We start from the raw sequence: 17,660 nt of genomic DNA, 5'->3' as shown, positions 1-17,660 counted from the left end.
TTATATCACCCGGCAACCTCGAGTCAGTGAGAGCCCTCGATATCCTCGATCGCGCGGCTTATCGCGCGCCGGAGCGTCCCTTCCCTGTCAGCACTGACCGGAAGCGTCACCGAAAGCTTCGCGAAAATCGCCTGCATCTCGTCTGCGACGAAGGATTCCTGATGTCTGACTCCAAGCGATTCGATTGTCTCGACCGCCAGGCGATGTAGAAGCGCCAGAGTTTCCGGCTCGAGCGCGGCCAACGGCGCGGGGACGGTTTGATCGGGATGACTAACGCCCGTCGTGACGCGATCGCCGTTCCGTTTCGGTGCGCCAAGCAGGTCCGCAACGGGTGCCAGAGTAACTACGATCGAACCCTGGGTATGCTCACGCCAGCTCTTCACGACTCCCCGGCGGCGAAGCGAAGGCATGAGGGCAAGCACAGCATCCCTCACGACGGCAATCCCGTTTGCGCTCTGGTTCCCCCGGCCCGTGATCACCAGAACCTCTCCGGATTTCATCACCTGCCGCATGCGCAGCCACGATTCTGCGCGTGCACGGGCATCGGCCCCCGATGGAAGCGACTCTCGAAGATTGAGAGTGCGATCCTGTCCGAATGCCGCTTCATCAAACGCGTGCCACAGCCCCTTGAGAGTCGGTCGACTCTGTCGCATTACAACGTTCGCCCGGTTTGATCTGATGTTACTTGCATTGCGCCGGTGCACCGACAGGCAGTCCGAAGGCAGTCGTGACCGCGATCTTCCAGCCGGTAAGCGTCTTGATGAAGACGCGCTCGGAAACTCCGCTTGTCGTGACACGGTTTTGCGTAACGCGATAGCAGTACGTACCGAAGACAACCCCACGCGCCACCGGCACGACCCGCATTCTCTCGGCAACGAGTGTGTCGGGCCAGGTCGTGTCTCGCGTTGCACTCCAGTCCGCGTATCCGAGCTCCAACCCGGCAGATCCGTTTCGCGCCAGAGCTGGCGAGTGAATATAGGTCGCGAGGTAGCGGGCCCGGTCGCGCTTGTGAATAGCGTCGATGTTTTCCTCGAACAGGCGCCGGGCTTCGACCGTGTCGGAGGACACGGGGGCATCGGGTGTCATTGCCGGCGGCGACTGACTCGCGCAGCTCCCAACCAGGACGACGATCGACACAAGGACACAAAGACGACGGAGCATTGGAGCTGTCCGGTAAGTGAACGTTCTATGTTAGCGCTTGCCTGCCTGTGGTGCGAACACCGTTTTGCGAGCGCGATCGGCGTCAGGTCAGAATCTGTTCCAGCAGGCCGGCTCCCTTGCCCAGCTCTTCGCGTGTCATGACGAGCGGCGGAAGCAGTCGAATGGTGTGATCTCCGGCGCTGATGACGAGCAACCCTGCATCCCAGCCGCGCTCTATCACCGCACTCGCCTGCTCTACGACATCGAGGCCCCACATGAATCCCATTCCACGGATCGCGCGAACCTTCCCGGTGCGTCGAGCGATTGCGCGGAGAGTCTCGCCCAGCCAGACGCCGTTGTCACGCACCGATGCGAGCAGCATCGGGTCTGAGAGACGACGTACAACTTCCAACGCAACGCTCGACACAAGAGGGCCGCCGCCGAATGTCGTGCCATGATCGCCGGACTTGATGGTCGATGCGATTTCACCAGAGACGAGAGTCGCCCCCATCGGCAATCCTCCGGCGAGCGGCTTCGCCAGCGTCACCATGTCTGGAACGACATCGAAGCTCTGGTGCGCAAAGAAAGTCCCGAGACGCCCTAGTCCGCATTGTATCTCGTCGAAGATCAGCGCGATCCCACGGTCGGCCGTGAGCCGCCGCAGCTCGTGCAGAAATGACATCTCCAGCACTCGCACGCCGCCCTCGCCCTGAACCGGCTCCAGGATCAGGGCTGCTACAGTCTCTCCATCGAGAGCTGAATCGAGGATCCGGAGGTCGCGCTCACAGATGCTGATCCCTCCGGCCAGAGGTCGAAACGGGGCACGATACGTTGGACGGTCGGTTGCGGCGAGTGACCCGAACAACCGGCCATGAAAGCTCCCCCGCAACGCGATTATTCCCGTCTTTGCGTCCGAGCCCGCACTTCTGCCCCAGCGTCGTGCGAACTTGAAGGCACCTTCGTTTGCCTCCGCGCCTGAGTTGCAGAAAAACACCTTCTCGGCGAATGACTCATTCACGAGGAATCGCGCGAGCTCTTCACCTGGCTCCGTGCGATAGAGATTCGAGACGTGCACCAGACCGGTATCGAGACTCGCGATAATCGCCTTCCGGATGGCTTCGTCTCCGTAACCCAGCGCGTTCACCGCAATGCCGCTCGCAAAATCGAGATACGCCTTCCCGTTCGAATCGAACAGCTCGACGCCGGCCCCGCGCACGAGCTGCATCGGCGAGCGCTTGTAGGTTCCCAGAACCGACTCGGTCGGCCCCACAGCCGGGACACCGTTCGACAAATCTCTGCTCGTCACAGAAGTCATCGTACTGCGCTCTGCTCGAGCGAGAGCAGCGTGCCTGTGCCGGGATCGCTGAGTCCATCCATCGTGGAAATGCGCACGCGTTCTACCCCGGCGGCCAGCGCTGCAAAACCGGCTTCGAGCTTCGCGCGCATTCCACTGTTGATCACTCCCTTGCCGGCGAGGTCCGTCGCTCCGTTTTTGTCGAGACACGTCATCGGGCGGCCGCTTTCATCCAGGACACCTTCGACATCCGCGACGAAAAGAAGCTCCGATGCACCCATCGCGATTGCGATGGCGGCAGCCGCGTCGTCGCCGTTCACATTGAGCGCTTCGCCCGTTTCCCCGCCCTCTTCGCTCGCCAGCGGCGAGATCACCGGAAGGTAGCCCGCGGCGAGCAGAGTCTGTATCAGCTCGATGTTCACCGCCGCCGGAATACCAGCGTACCCGAGCGAATCGATGCGGCTCGCGGTGAACATCGCCGCATCCTCACCGGAAATTCCCACGGCTGGAGCGCCTGCCACAACGAGGTGCGAGACGAGCTTCTTGTTGACGAGTCCGGACAGAACCATTCGAACGACCGTCATATCCTCACTGGTTGTGACCCGGCGTCCGTTCACGAATGACGGGTTCAAGCCGACACGCCGCTGAAAAGCACTTATCTCGTCCCCGCCGCCGTGCACGATACAGAACGACGCCGGATGCTCGCTCCATGCGGCGGAAATTCGCTCGGGAAGGCGGGCCGACGCCTGCGCCCTGCCTCCGATCTTGATGACAGTCTTCATGCCGGCAAGCCCATTGTCTCATCGATGCCAAGCATGATGTTCGCATTCTGGACTGCCTGGCCTGCGGCACCCTTCACGAGATTGTCGATCGCTGCAATGACGATGAGTGTGGGCTGTCGAATTCCTTTCGCAACCGCGCAGCTGATGCGAACGACGTTCCGCCGAACTACATCGCGAAGCGCAGGCGTCTCACGCGTTATCTCGATGAATGGCTCGCTCGAATAAGCGTCCTGCCAGATCTCGAGAGGCTTATCGATTTGCTCTGTCACCGGAACCGTGATCGTGGCAAGGATGCCGCGCGCAACGGGCAGCAGGTGAGGAACGAACAGCAGGTCATTGTCAGCACCGAGGCGGGCGAGCACTGCTCGCATCTCCAGGAGGTGACGGTGCTCGTTTGCCACCGAGTACGCCCGGAAATCCTCGGCAACTTCGGCGAACATCAGTTCGGGCCGTGCTGTGTAGCCGGCTCCTGTGACGCCGCTCGCGGCTGAAACGGAAATCGTCGCGCCCGGCAGCGTGTACCCCTTCCTGATCAGTGGGGCTAAGGCGAGGAGGATCGCTGTCGGATAACAGCCGGGGTTGGACACGACCGGCGCGGGTCCCACCGTTTCTCTCGCAAGCTCGGTCAACCCGTAAGGCACTCCGTTGGCATGGCCGTTTCCCGGCCTCAAGTCGGACGACAGGTCGACTACCTTCGCTCCGCTCGCGCTGGCGCGATCCACCCATTCCGACGACGCACCATGCGGCAATGCGCTGAATACGAGAGCCGCGTCGGGCAGTACCGACTCATCGTTGTGAATGAAATCGATCTCTCGTCCAGCGATGTGCGCCTTCTGCCCTGCCTGGGAGTTCGCTGACGCGAAGGCAAGCTCGAGCTGCGGGTGATTCAGCACGAGGCTGCAGAGCTCGCGCCCAGCGTAGCCGCTGGCGCCAAGGACGCCGACCGGAAATTTATGCACTTTTAATGCATAACATTGCAGTACGATGGCGTCAATGCGGAACTGTCCGCGGGAATCGATCCCGCCGCGGCTTCAGACTACTCTGCTACTCAGGGCTCGCCGGCCAGGGATTTCAAGCGCCGCAGAACGCGGTCACGCGCGACTCCAGAACGACAGACTATCAGAATGGTGTCGTCGCCTCCGATGGTACCGAGCACGTCCGGCCAGCCTTCGCCGTCGAGCGCCGCGGCAATCGGTTGAGCACCGCCCGGCACGGTTCGCAGCACGATCATGTCACTCACTCCATCGATCCGGAGAAACAGCTGCGGCAGCAGGGTTTCGAGCGCAACCCGGCTCTCCTCGATTGTCCCGTCCGTCACCGCGTAGCGTGCCCCTTCCGGCGTCGGAACGCGAGCCAGCCTCAATTCACGCAAGTCGCGGGATAGAGTTGCCTGAGTTACATCCCAGCCGCGGTGCAGAAGGAGCTTTCGCAGATCCTCCTGGCTGCTCACGAATCGTGAGTTGACTATCTCGAGTATCGCCGACTGTCGTTCTCGTTTGTTCGCCATGCTCCCCTTGCCGCGTTAGAGGACGATACCACACTGGCGGCCCGGCGGCGAGCCCAACGCACCGCTCTGCATTGACGCTCAGGAGCGTGTTGATTAAATATACGGTATCCTTGAATAGTTATTAGAGACTATGACTCAGACAATCGTACTCGCGTATTCGGGCGGCCTGGACACGTCCATCATCGTCCCCTGGCTCAGGGAGAATTACGACGCGCGGATCATCTGCGTCGCCGGTGACATCGGCCAGGGCGACGAGCTCGAAGGAGTTCGTGACAAGGCCATCGCTTCCGGAGCCGACGAGTGCTACATCGAGGACCTGCGGCACGAGTTCGTCTCGGAATTCATCTGGCCGACCCTGCGGGCGGGCGCCGTCTATGGGCGCAAATACCTGCTGGGTACATCGATGGGGCGTCCTTTGCTCGCGAAACGCCAGGTCGAGGTCGCTCGGCGCATCGGTGCCGATGCACTCGCCCATGGCTGCACCGGCAAGGGCAACGATCAGGTTCGGTTCGAGCTCACGTACGCCGCCTTTGCTCCGGACCTGCCGGTTATTGCCCCCTGGCGCGAGTGGGATATCCGCAGCCGCGAGGACGCACTCGCGTATGCCAAGAAGCACAAGGTCCCGGTTACGGCATCGCGCGAGAAGATATACTCGCGAGATCGCAACATCTGGCACATCTCGCACGAAGGCGGAGTGCTGGAGGATCCGGGTCAGCCGCCGCCGCCTGACCTTTTCATGCTCACCACTGCGCCGGAGCTCGCGCCCGACGAGCCCGAGGATGTCACAATCGGCTTCAGTGAAGGTACTCCGGTTGCAGTCGACGGAACCTTCCTCGACCCTGTTGCCATCCTCACTGCGCTGAACGAAATTGGCGGACGACACGGGGTCGGACGGATCGATCTCGTCGAGGACAGACTGGTTGGGATGAAATCCCGCGGCGTTTATGAAACGCCGGGGGGCACACTTCTCTATGTGGCACACAGCGAGCTCGAGCAGCTCATCCTCGATCGACGCACTCTCTCCGCCAAGGATTCAATCGCTCCACGCTACGCCGATCTCGTCTACGAAGGCCGGTGGTGGACAACCGAGCGCGAAGCCTACGACGCATTCGTGAACGTCACGCAGGAACGAGTGACCGGCGGCGTCACACTCCGCTTGTACAAGGGCACAGTGACTGTCATCAGCCGAGCCAGCGAGTACGCGCTTTACGATGAGCGCTTCGTGACCTTCGGCGAGGATGACGTCTACAAACAGAGCGATGCCGGTGGATTCATACGACTCTATTCCCTGCCCAGCCGCGTCCGCGCGCTGCGCGATCAGGAGCTCGCCGCACGTGCCGTCGCTCCCGTTTCCACGCACGAGGAGACGCCGGTTCTCGCGGCGTCGTGGCAAGACTAGAGCTGATGCCGGATGAGGAGCGATCTCATAAGCTCTGGGGCGGTCGCTTCTCTGCACCAACCGCTGACGCGCTCAACGCGCTCAATCGCTCGATCGGTGTTGATTTCCGCCTTTGGCCGGCAGACATCCGCTTATCACAGGCCTGGGCGATGGCTCTCTGGGGAGCGGGCGTACTGACACTCGAAGAAAGCAAGCATATCGAGCGTGGGCTCGCCGTCGTCGGAAGCCGGCTTGCCGCCGGCGAGCAGGCTCATTCATCCGACGAAGATGTTCACACGATGATCGACCGGATGCTCCACGAGGAAGTCGGGGACGTTGCATCCAAACTGCACACTGGCCGCAGCCGCAACGATCAGGTGGCGACCGCCACGCGACTGTGGACAATGGAAGCCTGCACCCGACTCGATTCGTCAATTCGTGCGCTCCAACAGGTAATGGTCAGCCACGCTGAGGACCTCGAGCAGGTTTACATGCCGGCGTACACGCACCTTCAGCGGGCACAGCCTGTTTCAACCGCACACTGGATGCTGTCACACTTCTGGCCGCTGGAGCGGGACCGCATCCGGCTCGCCGCTGTCGCGCGAAGCACTGCAGTGCTTCCCCTCGGCTCAGGAGCGGTCGCAGGCTCCGCATACCCGATTTCGCGCGTTCTCCTTCAGGGAAGCCTCGGCTTTACATCGCTGTCCCAGAACAGTATCGACGCTGTCGGGGACCGTGATTTCATCGCGGAGATGCTTTTTGCCCTGGCGTTGACTGCCGCGCATCTCTCGCGGCTGGCCGAAGATCTGATCCTCTACGGATCGAGTGAGTTTGGTTTTGTGAGGTTTGGCGAGACGTTTACGACAGGCTCGAGCATGATGCCGCAGAAACGCAATCCCGACGCTCTCGAGCTCGCTCGAGGCTCGGGCGCTCGCGCCCTCGGCGATCTTGTCGCGATGCTCGGAATGCTCAAAGGTCTTCCGAGCGGATACAACAAGGATTTACAGGACGACAAACGTGCCTTGTTCGATGCCGTCGATCTCATGGCGTTGGTGCTGCCGGCCGTCGCTGGAACTCTTGCGGAAATCTCCTTCGATCAACGCCGCATGCATCAGGCGCTGGCGAGCACGATGATGGCGACTGATCTCGCCGATTACCTCGTGACTAAAGGAGTAACGTTCCGGGAAGCTCACTCGGCTGTCGGCTCCCTCGTCCGGCAGGCCGAGGCTGAAGCCTGCGAGCTTTACGATCTGACCATCGATTCATTCGCCGCTGCGCATTCGCTGTTCGGGGAAGACGTATATCGGTGGCTCGACCCGGTGAGCTCCGTGGCGAGGCGAAATATTCCGGGTGGGACGGGACCGGAGGCCGTGCGGGCACAGCTGGAGGCAGCACGGGCAGCCATTCGGCCCGTTCGGGATACCCCCAGAGGAAACGAGCTCAGCCTTCAGACAGTTTGATTACAATCGAACAATCAAAAGGGGCCAGCGTGCTGCCCTGGCGCCTCTGTTTGATGGCTCCTGCCTTTAGAACAGTATCCCGAAAGTCACCGGGACGAACTGTGTCGAGCTCACTTCAGTGAACACGTGATGAAGTCGCGCTTCGATGAACGTGTTGAAGCCACTGAGCGGAAACATCGCGCCGATACCACCATTCAGGCCGAGCTCGTTTTCCGACTCGACGTTGGGGACGCCCGGTTTTAGCGAGTAATACCCTGCCCCGCCAATGAGATACGGGCGGATTCCCACTCCCGGCAACCCGTAAACGAGGTTTGCGGTGCCCGCGGCAATTCGCGCATCCGGCTCATTGAATGACCCGTTGTCATCGCGGCCGAAAAACTTGTTGTACATCCCCTCGATGCGGATACCAATCGGCGTCCCCAGAGATGAGAGACCGAGGAAGGCCGTACCGTTGTAGCCGGTGTTGTAGAAATCGGCCAGATCGCCAACCGGGATGGCTGCACCGCCGGCAAGTCCGATCGAGAACGGCTTGGGTGATTGTGCCGAAAGCTGCCCGCCGGTCAAGCTCACGGCCGTGAGCACTAATCCTATCCAGATCCTTCTCATGATTCCTGCTCCTGTTGAGTGCTGATTCAGTATCGCCGAGGAGTCTCAGGTGTGTGCGGGGTTTTACGGGAAGTGCGCCCTGCGTGAAGTACCTCGGAATTCGCGCTAAGGTTGCACAAGCCGTGCTCCGACCCCAGATTTTAAAATCCTTTTTGAAAAGGTTATTTAACTGCGCGCGTATACCGTTGCGACTACAGCTGTTACGCTAGGGGTCAATTCCAAGTGGGTTGACAACACGCTGTCGCATCATCGGGTCCCCGGTGTCCATCAAGCGAGGCAGGGGATTGCCCGAAGGGTGACACCGATGGCGCTTCTTAACCTTGATATTGCGCTGCGACTTGTGCGCGCCCTGGGCTTGCCTCTCCCCCAGGCGCTCGAAACTGCTCAGCGTCTCATTGACGCGGGAGGAGGTGGAATCACGCTCGCGGGAGCGCTGTCGATTGAGATCAAGGCGGACATCAGGACTCTCACCAACGACCTGAATGTCAGACTCGAGCGCGCGGTTGAGATCAGCCCGATTCCTCGCCGTGGCCGGCCTCGACGCAAATAGGGAGCGGAACGCCTATGGACGCTCCGCTCCCATTGCCGGCAAAGATGCGGGAATGACGCCGCGCCTTAGCTGCTCTTTGTGACGTTCTCCGCCGCAGGACCTTTCTGTCCTTCGACGATGTCGAACTCTACAGCGTCGCCCTCAGCGAGGGATTTGAAGCCGTTCCCCGTGATTGCGCTGTAGTGAACGAAGCAGTCCTTCTGCCCGTTATCGGGGGTGATGAAGCCGAAGCCCTTCGCATCGTTGAACCATTTTACTTTGCCGGTCGTACGCATTCCTGCTCCTGGTAATGAATGTCCGCCACAGATTGCTCCACACCGGACACAGCCGATGGCGAGTCCGGACTAGGGCGGACCCACCGAATGAAACGCGCTCGCAGCTCTCAGAAAAGACCCACGGACGCGGGTTGCTGGCGGAAATTATATCACCCTCTGTCATAGGGGACAATAGAAAATTGTTCATTCACCGGCCAAACGCATATTTGTGATATAGTAGGGCGTTTCCGCGAAGCACGACGTCGGTACACCCCGGTGCTCTTCATAAGCGAGCAAAACGCGTTTTCCGATATTCCTCTGCAGTACACGGGCAATCGAGTCATTGCGTACGCTGAAGTGAAAGATCTCGGGCATCGCACCCGGAAGATTCACCATCGCCAGCTCGCCTTCCCAGGTTTTGCAAAGCCAGCCTTTGCGCGAGAGCTTCTGGATATATCCCGCTCTGTCTCCCTTCGAATAGGAGTAGTTGAGCGTGACACCCGCCCACGCGCCAAAGATCACCGCAGGCACTATAAGGATCAGCACAAGAATGGTCAGCCCCCAACGACGCACGCGGTGGGTTTGCACCGTTGCCCGATCAGGCTTTGCGCTCGGTGCAGAGCTCTTACCAACCAGAGGCTTATCGTCTTGAGACTCGTCGCCTACTCGAGACTTGTCATCTGCTCGAGACTCCTCATCTGCTCGAGCTTCGGCAGCGCCCGGAGGCATGTCATCGCCCGGAGACATATCATCGCCCGGAGACATATCATGCCTTGGAGGCATGTCGTCCGCAGGGTCGCCGTCAGTTACGCGCTTCTCGTCATCGGACATCGGATTCGGTCCTTGCTGGAATGCTGGCAAAAGGGCAGGGAATTACTCACGGCTTCAGCAGGCATCTCCTGCGCCGCTGGGTGCGCGCTATCGTCCCGTGTGCTGCTCTATCGAATTAGCTTTAGCGTCTGAACCGGGCAAGGTCCAATGCTGGAAATCGGAAACCGTAGAAAGACTGTAACAGTTCGAGTCGGCAACGTCCCCGTTGGGTCGGGGCATCCGGTGGTCGTGCAGTCCATGACCAATACCGATACCGCCGATGCTGCCGCAACTGCAGCCCAGGTCGCAGATCTCGCTGCCGCCGGCTCTCAGCTCGTCCGCATTACAGTCAATAACGAACACGCGGCTGCTGCAGTCCCCGAGATTGCCTCTCGGCTTGCCGATCTTGGCGTGAGCGTTCCGCTGATCGGGGACTTTCACTACAACGGTCATCTGCTGCTCGCGAAATACGCTGAATGCGCCAGGCTCCTCGCGAAGTATCGAATCAATCCCGGCAATGTCGGAAGCAAGCGGCGGGACGAGAATTTCCGGACGATCGCCGGCATCGCCGCCGACAACAGAAAAACCATTCGCATCGGTGTGAACTGGGGCTCCCTCGACCAGGACCTCCTTACACAGCTGATGGAGGCAAACGGCGCGCTCGACGACCCGCGCGATGCCGAACAGGTCTACATCGACGCGATGCTCGAAAGTGCACTGCGTTCCGCAACTCTCGCTGAGGATGCAGGCGTCGCCCACGACCAGATCATCCTCTCCGCCAAAGTCTCAGGAGTTCAGCAGCTGGTCGAGGTTTACCGCCGGCTCGCCGCCCGGTGCGATTATCCGTTGCACCTTGGTCTGACCGAAGCAGGCATGGGCTCGAAGGGAATTATCTCGAGCACCGCCGCACTTTCAATCCTGCTTTCCGAAGGAATTGGAGATACGATCCGCGTTTCGCTTACCCCGAAACCGGGAGGCGATCGGACGGAGGAGGTTCAGGTCGCGCAGCAGATTCTGCAGTCCCTCGGACTCCGACATTTCAATCCACAGGTGACGGCGTGTCCCGGGTGCGGACGAACAACTTCAACATTCTTTCAGCAGATGGCGCAGGACATCGAGCTCTACCTCCGGGAGCAGATGCCCGTGTGGCATGAGCGTTATCCTGACGTCGTCGATCTCAAGGTTGCCGTGATGGGCTGCGTGGTCAACGGACCGGGAGAGTCGAAGCACGCCAACATCGGGATCTCACTGCCCGGAACCTTCGAGGAGCCGAAGGCTCCGGTGTATGTCGACGGCAAGCTGCTCGTCACGCTCAAGGGAGAGAACATCGTCCCTGAATTTCTCCGAATCCTCGACGATTATGTCGAGCGGCGTTACGCCGAGCCGGGAGCTGCGCTCGTCTCCTAGCGCCGATTGCCCTATGGCTGCTGCTCGAGCGCCTCGACGGTCAGCCTCAGCTCTTCCATGATCGGCTGATCGAAACCCAGAGACTTCAGTCGTTCGTAGACATCGCGGTACCATTTGACCGTCCCTGCACGCGCACCACTGAACCGCGACCAGACAGCATTCGGCTCGACAGTCCGGCGAAGATCGGCAAGAACTGATCGGGCGTTGTGGACCTTATCGGCCGCGCAAATCCACAGCGCGGATTCCTCGGCTTCCGATAACCGCTCGAGGTAATCCTCTTTCCTTTGGGCTGACGAGAGCTCCGCGCCATCGTCGTCGAGCTTCCTTTGAGTTACCTGAAGAACGATTTGCAGCACCGATTCGCCGAATTTCTCTCCAATCCTCTGTTCGAGGGCCTGCCACGTGTAGCCTTCCCGGACACAGTCTTCTACAACGTCGTGTAGAATCCCTGCTACAATGCTGTCTTCGTCGCGGTCGTAGCGAGTCAGAATCACGGCGACGTTGGCGGGGTGCGTGAGGTAGGGAAGCTTCGTCCCTTTTCTGACCTGTCGGTCGTGATGCTTTGCTGCAAAGGCGAAAGCATGATTGATCTTGTCCGAATATCCTGGCCGCATCGTCAGGCCGCCGAGCGGAACCATTGGATGATCTCCTCGAGACCTTCTCGATCATCGTCGGTAAAGGAGCCTTTCTCGTCGGAATCGACGTCGAGCACTGCCGTCAGTTCACCGGACGGGCCGAAAACGGGCACCACAATCTCGGATCTCGCTCTCGGATCACAGGTGATGTGGCCGGGAAAGAGGTTCACGTCATCGACGATCACGGCTCGACGCTCCGCCGCTGCAACCCCGCACACCCCCTTACCGAACGGAATCTCGAGACAGCCAAGACTCCCCTGATAAGGGCCGATTCGCAGAAGCTCATCGGATTTGACGACACGGTAAAAGCCGACCCACAAGAACCCGAACGCCCCATGCAGAAGTGCGGCGAGAGTAGCCATTCCGGCGATCGGGTCGTCGATTCCAGCCAGCACCAGCCGCATCTGCTCTTTGATCTCCGCGTAGGCCGCCGGGCGCGGCAGCTCACGAAGGTCCATGATCGTTTCGGCCATTCAGTGCTCTATGTGCTCACGAGCGCCGAGCTGCCGGTTTCGCGGCGTTGTATTGATTCCAGTACTTCCTCTCGCGAGTCGATCTGGGGAACGTCGTCATCCCACAGCACGAGCCCATGCACCCGAAGGTCACGCTGCCTGAACCCGTCCACTGATTTTTTCAGATCGGCAATGCTCGTGTGGCCGACCCGCGCACACAACACCACATCCGGGTTCGGCATGACTGTCGTCGAATGATGTAGAACATATTCGGTTGGCGCGGCTATGACGATCAGGTCATAGCGCCGTTCCATCCTGGCGAGATCCTCCCGAATCCTCTCTGCGACTTCGGGCGACGGAATTCCCACGCGTCTGGTTCCGCTGGGCAGCACATCCAGCGGGCGGTCGCGGCCGATAGTGGTCGTGACAATGGAATCCGCCCACTCAGACGAGCCGCTGACGATGCCGGCAAAGCCGGGATTCGGACGCACGCGCAGTACACCGGCAACCGTGCAAGTGACAGGATCCACATCCACTACCAGAGTGCTTCTCGCTTCGTAGGCTGCCATCGCGGCGAGATTCGACGCGACGGTTCCGACAATCGCAGCATCATCGCCGGTAACCGTGACCATCGGAACATTCGCTTCGGTTGCGGCGAGATGGAGATAGAGGCGTCGATAGCTCTCGGAAACGATGTCGATCAATGGCGGCGCTTCCTCATCGGCCTGACGCCGGCTTCTCTCAGCCATTACTTCACCCGGCCGGATCACCGAGAGAACTCTCGCTCCCGTGACCTGCTCGGCTTCACGAGGGTCGGCAACGTGCGGCCTTCGCAGCTCCAACGTGAGGGATGCGGCGAACCCGACTGTAAGAGCCAGCACAAGTGCAGCTCCGAGCATCGCCAGCGGCGGCGCTCCTACGTTAGCGAGATCGCGCGCTTTCTCCGACTGCCGATCGATTCTTTCATTCGTTGCGCGTGCCTGAGCAAGGGCTTGCGATGCACCAGCATAAGTTCGCTGTGCCTGCAGTTTGTCGGCGAGGAATTTCGTCGTGTCCACGCGCACCCGTGGCGCCAGCGGTGGCGTCGAAGGTCGAAGTGCGGCCAGCTGGCTTCGCGCGATGGACCGCTTCCCCTCGGCGATTGCCTGTATCTGTCTCCCGATGGCCGTAGCTCTCGCGGTGAGGGCAACGTAGACCGGGTCGACGCCCCCGACAGCGCCGAAAGCGTCGCGCTCACTCTCGATCTCCGAGAGCGAGTCCAGGAGAATTCTCACCTGCTCGTCGGCTGCAATGGCTGGAGACGAAGCAAGCGCGCGGTAGGATGATGGAAGAGGAGCGTTGTCTGCCCGCTCGATCAAGCGATTCAATCCGGAAACGACCACCGCAAGCGATTCACGCTGCGCGACCAGATACGGCGGAAAGGTATCAACAACAGGTGCGGGCGCCGGAGCTACGGTACGCCGTGCAACATCCAGCATCGAATCTGCGGCCGCGATCCGAGCCAGCGCGCCGTTACGGATGCTTACGGTTCCGCTCGAATCGACCTTCTCCTCGAGCGAGGCGGCGACTTCGATCGCTGCCTTTGATGCCTGACGCGGCACCAGAACGAATGCGATCAGGGCGCTGACGAATACGAGACCTCCCACTATTCCCATAATTGCCGCCCGCCGCGAGGCATTCAGCGCGCGGGCTGACATCCAGAGATAGCTCGAGCTCGTTGTACTCCTAGCCATTCACACCTTTCTCCCGATTGCCCGGCCACTTCCCATGACAAGCGAAGACTGTCTACCGGAGCACTCCGAATGCAAGGCCGGCACCCGACGCTGCTTTCATGCGTCCTGCTTTTGCTGATGAAGAAAAAAGAGCGGGAGCATCGACGTGATACTCCCGCCCTCGGGACTTCAACGGCAAACGGCTTCCTACTGAACCGTAATCACTCCCTTCATGCCCATCGCGAGGTGCGGGGTGCAATTGTACGGGTACGTGCCAGCCTTGATGTTGCCGAAAGAGACAGTGATCGACTCTCCGGGGTTCATCTTCATTACACTCGAGAGCTCAGCCATCTTGTCGGGGCCCAGGTTGGCGTTCAGCTGTCCCTTTACATCAGCCGGGACGGTCGCCGGATCGAAGGCAACGTTGTGCGGGCCTCCGCTGACCGTGATGAACTTGATCCCGTCTCCCGACTTGACCGTGATGTTTGCCGGCTCGAAGCGATAGCCCTTCGCGTCGCCTACCATTTTGACTTCGTGCGTGGTGCCGGTGATGGGTGCCATGGTCCCCGTACTTGCCGCAGGTGCAGTTCCGGCCGGAGCTGCAGCAGGGGCGGGTGCGGCGGCGACCGCGGCAGTATCTGTTGCTACACCTACTGTATCGGTGTTGCTCTGGTCCCCGCCGGCGCATGCGCCGAGGAAGGCAGCACTGGCAACGAGCGTCAATCCGTAAAACCGCATTCTAAAAGCCTCCGGACGTGTTCCATCTTTGGTTGAATAGTCGTTCGTGAGAGTCCTCACGAAGTCTTGTGAATTTATTCACAAAGGCCGCGGAATCAAAGGCCCCCACCTGGTTCGGGCCCTGAAATTGGCAATCTTCATGCGAGGGTGCCAATTACGCCTCGAAATCGCGCTCGGCGACGATCTGCTCGGCGGTTAAGCGCCGGAGTAAGACCTTCAGACCTCGGGAGCAGGCCGATCGACACTCCGGCGGCTGATCAGAATCGCGCGATCAGCTCGCGCCTCAGCTTTGTCGGGTCGCCGACATACGCGAAGCGAATGCCCTTCATATACTTCTGCGCGACGCGTCGCACTGCCTCGGGAGTCACGTTTCTCAGCTCCTGAACAAATTTGTCAGCCTCTCGATAATCTCCACGATAGAGCTGAGATCTCGCGAGGAAGTCGGCCTGTGCCCCGTTCGTCTCATTGTCGAGAAAGTATTCGGTGAGAAACTGCTGCTCGAGCCGTTTGAGTCCTTCCCGATCGAGCAGCCCCTCCTGCAGTTCGGTTACGGCAGCACGCATCAGCTTCAGCGTCGTGTCGGGCGATGCAGTCGACACGTACAGGCCGCCGGCACTTGCCGCACGATCAACGAATGGCGCATGCACATCGTATGTCAGGTTCTGGCGCGTGCGAATCTCCGCAAACAGCCGGCCTGTCAGAACCGAGGTCGCGATTCGCAGAGCCTGATAGTCATCGCTGTTGGCCAGCGGTCCGCTGTAATACCCGAGGATGTAGTTGGTCGGAAGCGGGCGCGATTCCACTACCACAGCTGCCGGCCGCTCAGGCAGCCGAGCCGGCGAAGTCCATTTGTAATTGCCGGCGGGCAGTAGCCCAAGTGATCCCTTCACCAACTTTTCGAGATGTGCCCGATCGACGTTGCCCACGACGACGAGCAGCATCCGTGACTTTACAATTTGACTGCTGTGATATGCTCTCAGCGCAGCGGCATCGATTGCCGAGATCGATGCTTCCGTGCCCGTGACAGGAATTCCATAGGGATGTCCGCTGAATGCAATGCTGTCCGCGAGAAATTCGGCTAGTGCATCAGGGTCGTCACGACGTTGCCTGATCCCCGAAAGAAACTGAGTTCGAATCAGCGCGACGTCGGCGGGGTCGAGAGTAGGCTCCGTGAGCCTGCTGGCAAAGATAGCCCACGTCGAGTCGAGTACTTCCGTCGTCACTTTGATTCCGAACATCGTCCAGTCGTCGGTTGCCGACGTGACGATTTCGCTCCCCAGCGCCGACATTTTCCGGCGCAGCACGGCCCGCGGGTACTTCTTCGTCCCGCGATCGGACACTTCGAGGAGCAGCGGTTCAATGCCTGCATTCGCGGCCGTTACCTGACTTGTGCCGCCGAGCAGGTAGAGGTTGGCAGCAACGACATTGTTGGCGTTGCTTTGTCTGAGAATGACCCGAACTCCCGACACATCGAAGCTGTTGGTGACTGTCGTGAGCGCGAGAGCTACGGCGAGCAGCATCAGCTCTGCCCTCCCCGAGCCAGCTCCTCGGGCGTGAGGTTCAGTGCCGCGCGATCAGCCGGCGAGATGAGCACTCCGGTGATGTGAGGCTTCGCTACTATATACTTGCGTGCATAAGCACGAAGGTCGCTCGTTTTCTGCTGCGCCATGTTGTCAACGTACCCCATGTAGTATTCGAGACTGGCAACGCTCCACCAGAAGCCGAGCGTATGCGCGAAGCCGGACGAGCGCTCACGGTCGAAGGCAGATGTGACGGCGCGATGTGCTTTCACCGCTTCCAGCTCCACCGGGTCGAAGTAGCTCGGGTCGTCGAACTTCCGGATCTCGGCCTCCAGGGCGGCAAGTGCCTTCCGAAGATTTTCCCGCGAAGTCTGGCCGGTGATCGAGATCGGGCCTACGTGGTTGAGTGTGTAGTAATTCACTCCCAACGAGTTCCAGAGTCCACTGTCGACGAGGCGCTGCTGAAAATTCGATCCGGGGTCATTCAGGACATCGGAGAAGACGTCAGCTGCGTACGTCGACTGCGGGTCGTTTCCGACGCTCGGTCCCTGCCATTGAACGAAGACGGTGACTGCCCCGACGCCGGCCTCTACTACTACACCTTCATTTCGCGTCAGAGCCGGAATAGGGGGAATCGGATCCACCACGAACGGGTCCGCGCCCTTTTGCCAGTTCCCAAGCTCCCGTTCAGCGGCCGCAAACACGGTTGCCGGATTGACGTCCCCGGCGATTATCATCACTGAGTTGTTCGGAACGTAATACCTTCGCTGAATCGTTCTCATTTTCTCGGGTGTCGTCGTCAGAATCACCTGCCGGTCCCCGATGATGTTTTTGCGGCTGAAGTTTCCGGGATAGAGTCGCCGGTCCATCTCACGGTTGAGCTGGAAGAACGGACTCGATTCGTTTCTGTCGTACTCCCCGATAACGACCTGGCGCTCACGCCCGAGCTCATCCTGCCGAAACAGCGGCGCCTTCAGCGCGGCGGCGAGAAACTGAATGCCGCCGACAAGGCTGTCCGCGGGCACCGTCAGGTAGTAGTTGACTCGCTCTTCGGAGGTTGTTCCGTTGAAAACTGCGCCGAGGTCGCCTGCACGGTCGACGAATGCTTCCGGCCGTGGATACGTCGCGTTGGCCCTGAAGAACATATGCTCGTACATGTGCGCAAGGCCCGCGAATTCGGGCGTCTGCGTGAAAGAGCCGTTTCTTACATTGACTTCGATTGTCGCCAGCGGAACGCCATGATTCTCGACGACAATGACCTCGAGGCCGTTCGCCAAAACCTTCCGCTGAATGATTTTCTGGAGCTCGGCACGCTGTGCCCACCCTGTGCCCGGGACAACAAGACACGTGAGGCCGAAAAGAATCAGAGTGGCGCGCCAGCGCAGCCAGCGATTTCTTTGTGAGATGTCGGACAA

The 17,660-nt window shown here is 60.1% G+C and carries 19 protein-coding genes; 4 read left to right on the top strand and 15 right to left on the bottom strand.

The annotated features are described in order from the left end of the window. Positions 1-23: 23 nt before the first annotated feature. From VES88_16920 to argR, 6 genes are all read right to left on the bottom strand, one after another. Positions 24-653, bottom strand: a complete 630-nt coding sequence (locus tag VES88_16920) for a hypothetical protein (protein HYN83164.1) — start codon at positions 651-653, stop codon at positions 24-26. A 28-nt stretch (positions 654-681) separates the two neighbouring features. Further along, on the bottom strand, positions 682-1,161 hold the full coding sequence (locus VES88_16915) for a hypothetical protein (GenBank protein HYN83163.1): 480 nt from the start codon (positions 1,159-1,161) through the stop codon (positions 682-684). Between the two features lie 82 nt (positions 1,162-1,243). Continuing rightward, a complete protein-coding gene (locus VES88_16910) occupies positions 1,244-2,455 on the bottom strand; it encodes an acetylornithine transaminase (protein HYN83162.1) in 1,212 nt (403 codons plus the stop codon). Then, complete coding sequence (argB, locus tag VES88_16905) at positions 2,452-3,216, bottom strand: acetylglutamate kinase (GenBank protein HYN83161.1); 765 nt, start codon at positions 3,214-3,216, stop codon at positions 2,452-2,454. Before argB ends, VES88_16910 begins: the two co-directional genes overlap by 4 nt. Continuing rightward, on the bottom strand, positions 3,213-4,175 hold the full coding sequence (gene argC / locus VES88_16900; GenBank protein ID HYN83160.1) for an N-acetyl-gamma-glutamyl-phosphate reductase: 963 nt from the start codon (positions 4,173-4,175) through the stop codon (positions 3,213-3,215). Before argC ends, argB begins: the two co-directional genes overlap by 4 nt. Positions 4,176-4,264: 89 nt before the next feature. Then, positions 4,265-4,723, bottom strand: coding sequence for an arginine repressor (gene argR / locus VES88_16895; protein ID HYN83159.1), 459 nt, complete (start codon positions 4,721-4,723; stop codon positions 4,265-4,267). Positions 4,724-4,853: 130 nt separating this feature from the next. On the opposite strand from argR, the gene VES88_16890 reads away from it, so the two are divergent. Both VES88_16890 and argH read left to right on the top strand, forming a co-directional pair. Continuing rightward, on the top strand, positions 4,854-6,122 hold the full coding sequence (locus VES88_16890) for an argininosuccinate synthase (GenBank protein ID HYN83158.1): 1,269 nt from the start codon (positions 4,854-4,856) through the stop codon (positions 6,120-6,122). After that, positions 6,110-7,561 carry an argininosuccinate lyase gene (gene argH / locus VES88_16885; protein ID HYN83157.1) on the top strand — a complete coding sequence of 484 codons (1,452 nt, stop codon included), beginning with the start codon at positions 6,110-6,112 and terminating at the stop codon, positions 7,559-7,561. The genes VES88_16890 and argH overlap by 13 nt, the downstream gene beginning before the upstream one ends. Before the next feature lie 66 nt (positions 7,562-7,627). On the opposite strand, the gene VES88_16880 is transcribed toward argH, so the two are convergent. Further along, entirely contained in the window at positions 7,628-8,167 is a 540-nt protein-coding gene (locus VES88_16880; GenBank protein HYN83156.1) for a hypothetical protein, read from the bottom strand. A 304-nt stretch (positions 8,168-8,471) separates the two neighbouring features. Between VES88_16880 and VES88_16875 the strand changes: the two genes are divergently transcribed. Further along, a complete protein-coding gene (locus VES88_16875) occupies positions 8,472-8,717 on the top strand; it encodes a hypothetical protein (protein ID HYN83155.1) in 246 nt (81 codons plus the stop codon). Positions 8,718-8,782: 65 nt separating this feature from the next. Here VES88_16875 and VES88_16870 read toward each other — a convergent pair whose 3' ends face one another. Both VES88_16870 and VES88_16865 read right to left on the bottom strand, forming a co-directional pair. Then, a complete protein-coding gene (locus tag VES88_16870) occupies positions 8,783-8,992 on the bottom strand; it encodes a cold shock domain-containing protein (GenBank protein ID HYN83154.1) in 210 nt (69 codons plus the stop codon). 183 nt (positions 8,993-9,175) lie between these two features. Further along, positions 9,176-9,802, bottom strand: a complete 627-nt coding sequence (locus tag VES88_16865; GenBank protein HYN83153.1) for a hypothetical protein — start codon at positions 9,800-9,802, stop codon at positions 9,176-9,178. Between the two features lie 147 nt (positions 9,803-9,949). Here VES88_16865 and ispG point away from each other — a divergent pair, with 147 nt between their 5' ends. Beyond that, positions 9,950-11,188: a flavodoxin-dependent (E)-4-hydroxy-3-methylbut-2-enyl-diphosphate synthase gene (gene ispG / locus VES88_16860; GenBank protein ID HYN83152.1), complete on the top strand. Its 1,239-nt coding sequence runs from the start codon at positions 9,950-9,952 to the stop codon at positions 11,186-11,188. Positions 11,189-11,199: 11 nt separating this feature from the next. On the opposite strand, the gene VES88_16855 is transcribed toward ispG, so the two are convergent. From VES88_16855 to VES88_16830, 6 genes are all read right to left on the bottom strand, one after another. Continuing rightward, a complete protein-coding gene (locus VES88_16855; GenBank protein HYN83151.1) occupies positions 11,200-11,826 on the bottom strand; it encodes an HD domain-containing protein in 627 nt (208 codons plus the stop codon). Beyond that, positions 11,805-12,296 (bottom strand): GAF domain-containing protein, encoded by a 492-nt coding sequence (locus VES88_16850; GenBank protein ID HYN83150.1) that lies wholly within the window; start codon positions 12,294-12,296, stop codon positions 11,805-11,807. Before VES88_16850 ends, VES88_16855 begins: the two co-directional genes overlap by 22 nt. 8 nt (positions 12,297-12,304) lie before the next feature. Next, a complete protein-coding gene (locus tag VES88_16845) occupies positions 12,305-14,008 on the bottom strand; it encodes a hypothetical protein (GenBank protein ID HYN83149.1) in 1,704 nt (567 codons plus the stop codon). Positions 14,009-14,194: 186 nt separating this feature from the next. Then, positions 14,195-14,725, bottom strand: a complete 531-nt coding sequence (locus VES88_16840; GenBank protein ID HYN83148.1) for a plastocyanin/azurin family copper-binding protein — start codon at positions 14,723-14,725, stop codon at positions 14,195-14,197. A gap of 257 nt (positions 14,726-14,982) precedes the next feature. Continuing rightward, positions 14,983-16,245 (bottom strand): pitrilysin family protein, encoded by a 1,263-nt coding sequence (locus VES88_16835; GenBank protein HYN83147.1) that lies wholly within the window; start codon positions 16,243-16,245, stop codon positions 14,983-14,985. Next, positions 16,245-17,660 (bottom strand): pitrilysin family protein, encoded by a 1,416-nt coding sequence (locus tag VES88_16830; protein ID HYN83146.1) that lies wholly within the window; start codon positions 17,658-17,660, stop codon positions 16,245-16,247. The genes VES88_16835 and VES88_16830 overlap by 1 nt, the downstream gene beginning before the upstream one ends.

It is taken from the genome of Gemmatimonadaceae bacterium, assembly GCA_035633115.1.
GTDB lineage: Bacteria > Gemmatimonadota > Gemmatimonadetes > Gemmatimonadales > Gemmatimonadaceae > UBA4720.
This window is presented reverse-complemented; position numbering and strand designations above follow the sequence as displayed.